Genomic DNA, 7307 nt, shown 5'->3' with positions numbered 1-7307 from the left:
GATGCCGAGGCAAAATTCAAAGATCTGAATGAAGCAAATGAAGTCCTCTCCGACTCAGAAAAACGGGAGAAATACGACGAGTTTGGTCAGCATTGGAATCAGCCCAGATCGACTGAAAACCCATCTTCTAGGGGCACTAATGTCTCGAATGAGGATTTTGGTCAATATGGTGATTTTGATTCGTTCATCAACGATCTATTGGGTAGATCGGGACGTAGAACTGCTAATCGATCGACCCCTGGCGGCTTTGACGATTTTGGGGGCGGATATCGTTCTCAGGCTCCCGCACCAGATACCGAAGCGGCAATTGCCCTCACCTTCTCCCAAGCGTTTCATGGTGTCCAGCAGCGGCTCCAACTCGACGATGACACGATTAATGTTCGCATTCCCGCAGGTGCCAAGCCAGGTAGTCGAATTCGGCTCAAGGGTAGAGGTCGTCCGAGTCCATTCTCGCAACAGCGGGGGGATTTGTATCTCACTATCGAAGTATTACCTCACTCCTTCTTTAGATTCGAGGGCGATAACCTTGTATGTGATGTGCCCGTTCGCCCCGATGAGGCAGTGCTGGGGGCAGAAATCAAAGTTCCGACTCCCGATGGTAGCGTGACGATGAAAGTCCCGAAAGGGGTGAAATCGGGGCAATCGCTCAAGCTGCGTGGCAAAGGTTGGACGTTACCAAAAGGGGGACGCGGTGACTTATTTGCCAAACTTCAGATTGCCACACCGCAAGACTTGAATTCGATCGAGCAGGAATGCTACGAAAAAATCCAGGCAAATACCACCTTTAACCCCCGCGCCCACTTAGAGGAGATTACATTATGAATTTCAGCCTATCCACAACGGTAGTTTCAGAAGAGGGTGATTGCTTATACACTTTTGAATATGCCGCCAATGCTGCCCAAACCTCGATCGCGGTCATACACGTTTATGTACAGTTGGGCGTTATCGAACCTACAGGCTCGATGTTGCATTCCCGCCAGATTGCCCGCATCGCTCAGATTCAGCGGTTGCGGCAAGATTTGGGGGTGAACTTAGTTGGAGCCGCGATCGTACTGGATCTAGCTCAAGAAGTGGCTCAGTTACGGGCACAGCTTGATGTATATCGATCGCAACCACACAATCCGCTATGAGGCGATCGAAATGACACTAGTAAACACAATCGGTACCGATCTGCGAATTTGGATGAGTCAGACTTTTGCTCACTGGCGAGGCGATTTAACAGGGGGATTGACCGCCGCCGTCGTTGCCTTACCGCTTGCCCTGGCGTTTGCAGTAGCGAGTGGCGTAGATCCAAAAGCTGGGCTGTACACGGCGATCGTGGCGGGGATTATTGCCGCCGTCTTTGGTGGCTCTCCCGTCCAGATTACTGGCCCAACTGGAGCGATGGCGGTAATTCTCGTGGGAATTGTTGCTAAATACGGGATTGAAAAGGTCTGGATTGCTGGGGTGATGGCGGGAATTATTCAGGTTGCGCTGGGCGTTGCGAAACTGGGACGCTTGGTTAAATTCATTCCCTATCCAGTCACCGCAGGCTTTACAAATGGTATTGCTGTAATTATTTTTTGTGGACAGTTAAACAACTTTTTGGGGTTGAAATTACCGCGTAGCGAACATTTTCTACCTGGCTTGTGGCAAACGGTGACACACCTAGAAGGGTTGAATTGGGCAGCGATCGCGCTGACAACCATCACGATCGTTACCAAGCTGTTGTGGGCGCGGATGACAACGAGCATCCCCGCTTCATTAGTAGGGTTAGTGCTGGCAACGGCGATCGCGACTTCCTTTCACCTGAATGTACCGACGATCGGCTCGATCCCCCAATCTTTACCCATGCTCCAGTCAATTCCACACTGGAATGACTTGGGGCTAATTAGAGAACTAATTAATCCAGCCCTGGCATTGGCGGCATTGGGTAGTATCGAATCATTGCTCTCGGCTGTAGTGGCAGATGGAATGACCGTCAGTGAAAAACATGACAGCGATCGCGAGTTGATCGGGCAGGGTTTAGCAAACATCGTCGTGCCCTTCTTTGGCGGCATTCCGGCGACTGGGGCGATCGCCCGCACGGCAGTAAATGTCCGAGCTGGCGGCAGAACTCGCTTGTCTGGCGTAATTCAGGGGGTGGCGATCGCCATTATTGTGCTCACATTGGCACCATTAGCGGCGCAAGTGCCCCTCGCAGCACTAGCAGGCATCCTGATGGTAACAAGTGTGCGGATGATTGAGTGGGAAGCGATCGGTTTGCTGCTGCGGGCGACTTATGCGGACTTTGCCGTGATGATGCTCACCTGGATGGTGACAATTTTCTTCGATCTGGTACTGGCGGTGGAAGTGGGACTGATTGCGGCAGGGGCATTGTTTATCAAACGCATGAGTGAGTTAAATTTGGGCAAAATTCCTGAAACAGAGGCATTTCCACCCGGCATACCGATGGAGTTGAGCAAACAAATTTCGGTTTATCGGGTCGATGGGCCAGTATTTTTTGGCGCGGCTGAACGGTTTGTGACGTTCTTACGAGAGGAACCTGACGTAAAATACTTGGTACTACGGCTGCGCTATGTGCCGAACATGGACACCACTGGACTTGTCGCTCTGCAAGACATCTACCAAGATCTGCAACGGCACGATTGCCGCTTACTCCTGAGTGGATTGCAACCCGAAGTCCAAAACCTACTGGAGCGGACTGGCTTGATGGACAAAATTGGACGAGAGAACTGCTTTGAAACTACTGACGCTGCCATCTATTCATTAAATCCTCAATTAGAAACTCGATCGTGAGCCTTCGCCCCACTAACACCAAACTCACTATGAAACATCCACACCAACAGCTAGCATTAGAGCGGGAGTGTAGCGAAGTACTGCAACAGTGGGAAGATTGGTCGGAAACGCCAATGCTGGTGCTGAGTTTTGCGTGGTTGGGATTAGACCTCCTGCAAAAGTCAGGCTTTAGACGTTCGCGCAGCGTCGGATCTGCCGAAACGCGGCTACGCCAACGATTGGGGTGATGGACGATCGAGAGTTACTTGTTGCTTACTCGAAAGGATTGAGGAGAGTTACTCCAGTAGCTGCAAAATCCTTTACATTTCGGGTAACTAGGGTTAAGTCATAGACTAGTGCTGTCGCAGCAATCTGTTTATCTAGAGCATTCTCAGGGTGAGGGACACGTAATCGACCCCAAATCTGAGCTTCTTCTCGACCAAAATCGAGGATGTTTTCAGCGTAACGATCGAGAATAGTTTCTAACCAAGTTTCTAAGGACTTAGCCTGGATAAAGTCACCCCGATGTTGAATAATGTCAACCCCACGCCGCAGTTCGCCGATGGTGATGACGCTGAGGTAAGAAATTGCTTCCTGTTCGGCGATCTGACGAAAAAAACGGGCGATGCCGGGGTTAGCTCGATCTCGTTTCCTTAGTTCGCTGATAATGTTGGTATCGAGCAAGTACATCAGTCGAGAGGATTTGTAGTTGACAGATCTTGAACCCGCGCAAAATCGGCATCGGTGCCGACATCAGGAATCTGACTCAGAGCTTCAAGAAACGGTTTCTTCTTAGGACGTAGCAGAGCTTGTGCGAGAATCCGCCGATGTTCTGCTTCAGCACTAATACCGTGCTTGCTAGCTTGCACTTTGAGGGCGTTGGCGATCGCATCGTCAACATTACGCACAATTAAATTAGCCATGTATCGTTCGCATCAGTGAAAGGGTTGATTTACTCAAATGATAGCATTGATATCAAATCGATCCAATGCCTTGTTGATATTTTCTGAATCGCGATTGGAAAACTCCTCAAGCTCCAGGCTTTGGCTCGATTACTGTCGAATAGTTTTTCACCAACGCAACGACACTAGCAATCCCATTCTCAGTCAGAACCTGCGTTCGCCGTTGAAGATGCTGACTTCATCAATGTATTTGGTGAATTTTGGAAAGGATGGGCATCAACAATTGTGATTAGCTGTTCTCTTCCAAATATTCTGCAACTACTTTCAAGTCTTCCATTGCTCGGTTTAATCGGTTCAGCATAGCTTCGCCTGTTTCCGTATTGAAGTTAAGTTGAGGATTTGGTAAGACTACCGCTTGGATTGCCTCTAACCATAGTGACAACGGTACATTCCGAACGGCTGCTTTCAAACCCATATTAGTCAATACAGCCAGATGAAAACCTTTTAGATCTTGCCCCCCATAATTATAAAATCCATTCCATAACTCTAGTTTTTGCAGTGTATATGCCTCATACTGGTCAGACGTGATACCAGTTGGCTCTAGCTGTGGTTGAGGTAAAGGTGGTTGACTCATCAGTTTGCGATCGACTCGGTTCAAAATAGACATGAATATTTAGAATATCAAAATCAGTAGATTTTAGCGATCTTACTCTTGTTGAACATCGAAATCCTCTCATCGGTATCAATTTCCGCCCGTCGAATCAGTGCTAATTCTCTTTAAATGGCTCGATCGATCGATTAATTACGGCTCTTTGCCTTGCCATCTGTTACCACTCGATCTGTTGCTGCTAGTGGTGAGGATTCTTGTGGTTTCTTTATATGAGTTAAGATTATGCCTGGTTTTCGATCTTCCTCACAACTTCCTCAACTTGTTTACTTACTGTAAAGGAGATGAGATTAACAAGGAAGGCTCAAATGGATACACAGCACCTCAATACATATTTACACCTAATCGAAGCCCTGCTGGACTGTGCCAAAGGAGAGGAGTGGTTGCTACTTCAGCAGCATGAAGATCTAATCGATGCCGAACTCTTAACAGTAATGGCGCAAATTACCGACAGGCTCAACGCCGAAGGCAATGCTCCTGCTGCCAAATTTCTCCACTATTGGACAGTTCAACTTACTCATCTGCTGCAACAAAACACTAATGAAGACCCAGCCCAAAGCCGAGCTGACAGCTATCTAAAACTGATTCAAACCTTACTTGGATGCTCGAAAGGGGATGAAGTAGCGATCTTGAGCCAACATCCCGATCTGGTCGATGAAGGGCTAGTCTACATGATGAACCAGGTAGCCGCTCAATTAGCCGCCAAGGGTAGTCAAGATACAGCTATATACCTCAAACATCTCGCCGCAGAGGTCAATCGGGTGGGGCAACACCCTAGTGCAGGGCGAACTCAAATATCGGTTCCACAACCCAACAGCCACGATGCCCCGCTCAATATAAAGATAGCGACAGCAAACAATCTGCATCCTAATGGAGATCGACAATTAGTAACAGCAAATTCAACCCCAAAATCGTCGCCGCCACCCAATAGCCACGATACCGGAGTAGCAACAGCAACTAAGCTGCATCCTGATGAAGGGCGATTCTTGTTCACAGAGGCGATGCCAACGGCAACCGCCGCCCCAACCACATCGTCACCGCTACCCAACAGCCAGATCGAGCAGTTACTCGCAAATATCTCTAGTCGGTTGGAGCGGATGGAGGCATTAATCGGTGAGCCTTCACCGCCATCTAACCCGCTGTGGTATATGCCGATTTTGGCAGAGGTTGAGACTCAGGGCTGGATTATTTCTAGTGAGGAAGTAGAACAACTCATTGGCACGAAACCACATTGCGCTTCAGGTCATAATTCCTTTGTGCGGGGATGTTGGAAATTTGTCAAAGCTGGCAAGGTGGGTACGCACTCTTCCTGGCGAGTCATCAAAGAGATGGCCACTCTGCCCAGCGAGCCACTAACTTCAGAGCCAGAGGGGATCGACTTACAACCAGATGTATCGCCTTGGTCTGAAAATAGCTAAATTTCTGAGGTATTCTGCTTTGTTGCGTCAGTTTGTCGCTACCTGTTGGATGGCACAAATTCAGTTAACCGGACGATCTCGTTCGTTTTTTTGTCGGACGGGAGATTAATCGATCGCCGCTCCAGCACTTGGGACTGAGACTTGCTGCAAGTGGATTCCCATCGACCTTTACTTGGGTGATGCCAGCCAAAGTATTGTCATAAATCCACTCAGCACCACGATTTTTAGTTAATAAGCGCATACATCCATGCGAAGCGGGATAAGGCGGCACTGCGTAAGCATGAAAGGCAATTTCTCGCTCTGCATGAAACCAAGTGACGAATTTTGCATCTGGATATTTGGGAAGAACACAATCGTAACCTTGGACTAGATAAGTCGGTGGGGACAGGGGCGTACAGTGAGAACCCCGCTTTTGACTCTGGGCGGTCGATCGACAATCTACATTGCAATTCCCCGCACCTGGAGAAGCGTTAAACTGAACTGGTAGAGTTTCGCTGCTTAAATTTTCGTTAGCCCAGTTTAAAATAATTGTGCTGTAAGTATTGCTGTGAAGATTGACTTGAATATTGCTGATATAGGTGCCAGTAGTATCCCCTGTAAAGCCACTACTCCGCTGGCTGGTATTCTGTTGGCGACCGCATAATCCCCATTGCGAACCCTGAGTAACACGCGGCTTTTTGACTGCGAGAGTAAGCTCTGGAGTCGGTCGATCTTCAGGTAATGATGAAGGTGCTGGTGTTTGAGCTAGCAAATTTTGGCCCAGCAATGTAGAGGCAAATGTCTGTGCAAGAGTAGTTCGGACGCTTCTCCACGGGAGAGGCTTTGCCAACGGGACAAACCCACCTAGAATAGCCAGCAAAATGCCGATAGTATGGGTACTCATAGTTGCCTTTATTACTCCCGTATTGATGTTTCCAGGGAGTTCCCGATCGATTGTCAGTGACAGTCTGTTTGATAGATCCAAACTATAGCAATAAATTTTGAGGAACTTGTGAGGATGTAGATCTGAATATTAATTAGTCCAAATCCAGATGCAATATGTAAACCACTACAACTAACCCCATTTGCCACCTCAAACCAAAGTGGTTTTAATCGTAGCCATTCTGTCGATAGCAACTTGGGTTAAAGCCATCCTCACAAGTTCCTTGGATTTGAACTGTACTGTGGAAGTTAGCACCCACTGTATTCAAGAAAAGTCGATCCATGCCGATTGACAACAACCGTAAATCCGCTGCCACGATCCGATCGAACTAGACTTGAAAATATCGACAATCTGCTCATCGCCATTAGAGGAATGGATTATGCTTGATACCGCTCCCAGATCGATCTCCGAACCAGCTCGCGATCGAGCATTTATTCTGTGGTTTGACGAAGTTAGCATCAACGATCTCCCGCTGGTGGGTGGTAAAAACGCATCCCTGGGTGAAATGATCCAGCAACTCGCTCCCAAAGGTGTGAATGTGCCCAATGGGTTTGCCACTACTGCGGCTGCTTACCGCTACTTCGTCGCCCAAGCGGGTTTAGAGCCTAAACTTCGTCAGATTTTTGCAGATTTAGATGTAG

10 protein-coding genes are annotated in these 7307 nt (G+C 48.3%); 6 read left to right on the top strand and 4 right to left on the bottom strand.

The genetic code is table 11. The features are described 5' to 3' along the window. From ACEW9J_RS21665 to ACEW9J_RS21650, 4 genes are all read left to right on the top strand, one after another. Positions 1 to 822 (top strand): DnaJ C-terminal domain-containing protein (locus tag ACEW9J_RS21665; RefSeq protein WP_373547157.1); only part of this gene is annotated, 822 nt, incomplete at its 5' end. Next, positions 819 to 1130, top strand: a complete 312-nt coding sequence (locus ACEW9J_RS21660) for a chaperone modulator CbpM (protein WP_373547156.1) — start codon at positions 819 to 821, stop codon at positions 1128 to 1130. The genes ACEW9J_RS21665 and ACEW9J_RS21660, both read left to right, overlap by 4 nt. 10 nt (positions 1131 to 1140) lie before the next feature. Next, positions 1141 to 2778, top strand: a complete 1638-nt coding sequence (locus ACEW9J_RS21655) for a SulP family inorganic anion transporter (RefSeq protein ID WP_373547155.1) — start codon at positions 1141 to 1143, stop codon at positions 2776 to 2778. 29 nt (positions 2779 to 2807) lie between these two features. Continuing rightward, entirely contained in the window at positions 2808 to 3005 is a 198-nt protein-coding gene (locus ACEW9J_RS21650) for a hypothetical protein (RefSeq protein WP_373547154.1), read from the top strand. 25 nt (positions 3006 to 3030) lie between these two features. On the opposite strand, the gene ACEW9J_RS21645 is transcribed toward ACEW9J_RS21650, so the two are convergent. From ACEW9J_RS21645 to ACEW9J_RS21635, 3 genes are all read right to left on the bottom strand, one after another. Beyond that, the gene (locus ACEW9J_RS21645; RefSeq protein WP_373547153.1) at positions 3031 to 3447 is read right to left on the bottom strand and encodes a type II toxin-antitoxin system VapC family toxin; all 417 of its coding nucleotides are present in this window, start codon (positions 3445 to 3447) and stop codon (positions 3031 to 3033) included. Then, positions 3447 to 3680 carry a DNA-binding protein gene (locus ACEW9J_RS21640; protein ID WP_373547152.1) on the bottom strand — a complete coding sequence of 78 codons (234 nt, stop codon included), beginning with the start codon at positions 3678 to 3680 and terminating at the stop codon, positions 3447 to 3449. The genes ACEW9J_RS21645 and ACEW9J_RS21640 overlap by 1 nt, the downstream gene beginning before the upstream one ends. Before the next feature lie 268 nt (positions 3681 to 3948). Next, a complete protein-coding gene (locus ACEW9J_RS21635; protein ID WP_373547158.1) occupies positions 3949 to 4293 on the bottom strand; it encodes a hypothetical protein in 345 nt (114 codons plus the stop codon). 341 nt (positions 4294 to 4634) lie between these two features. Between ACEW9J_RS21635 and ACEW9J_RS21630 the strand changes: the two genes are divergently transcribed. Then, positions 4635 to 5744: a hypothetical protein gene (locus ACEW9J_RS21630; protein ID WP_373547151.1), complete on the top strand. Its 1110-nt coding sequence runs from the start codon at positions 4635 to 4637 to the stop codon at positions 5742 to 5744. 64 nt (positions 5745 to 5808) lie between these two features. Here the strand turns inward: ACEW9J_RS21630 and ACEW9J_RS21625 are convergent, their stop codons facing one another. Beyond that, positions 5809 to 6627 (bottom strand): L,D-transpeptidase, encoded by an 819-nt coding sequence (locus tag ACEW9J_RS21625; RefSeq protein WP_373547150.1) that lies wholly within the window; start codon positions 6625 to 6627, stop codon positions 5809 to 5811. Between the two features lie 418 nt (positions 6628 to 7045). Between ACEW9J_RS21625 and ACEW9J_RS21620 the strand changes: the two genes are divergently transcribed. Beyond that, positions 7046 to 7307: PEP/pyruvate-binding domain-containing protein (locus ACEW9J_RS21620; protein ID WP_373547149.1), on the top strand; the 262-nt coding region annotated here is incomplete at its 3' end.

This window comes from Chamaesiphon sp. (assembly GCF_041737865.1).
In the GTDB taxonomy this organism is placed as follows: Bacteria; Cyanobacteriota; Cyanobacteriia; order Cyanobacteriales; family Chamaesiphonaceae; genus Chamaesiphon.
The sequence above is the reverse complement of the archived record's forward strand: the minus strand, read 5'-3'. Positions and strand labels throughout refer to the sequence as shown.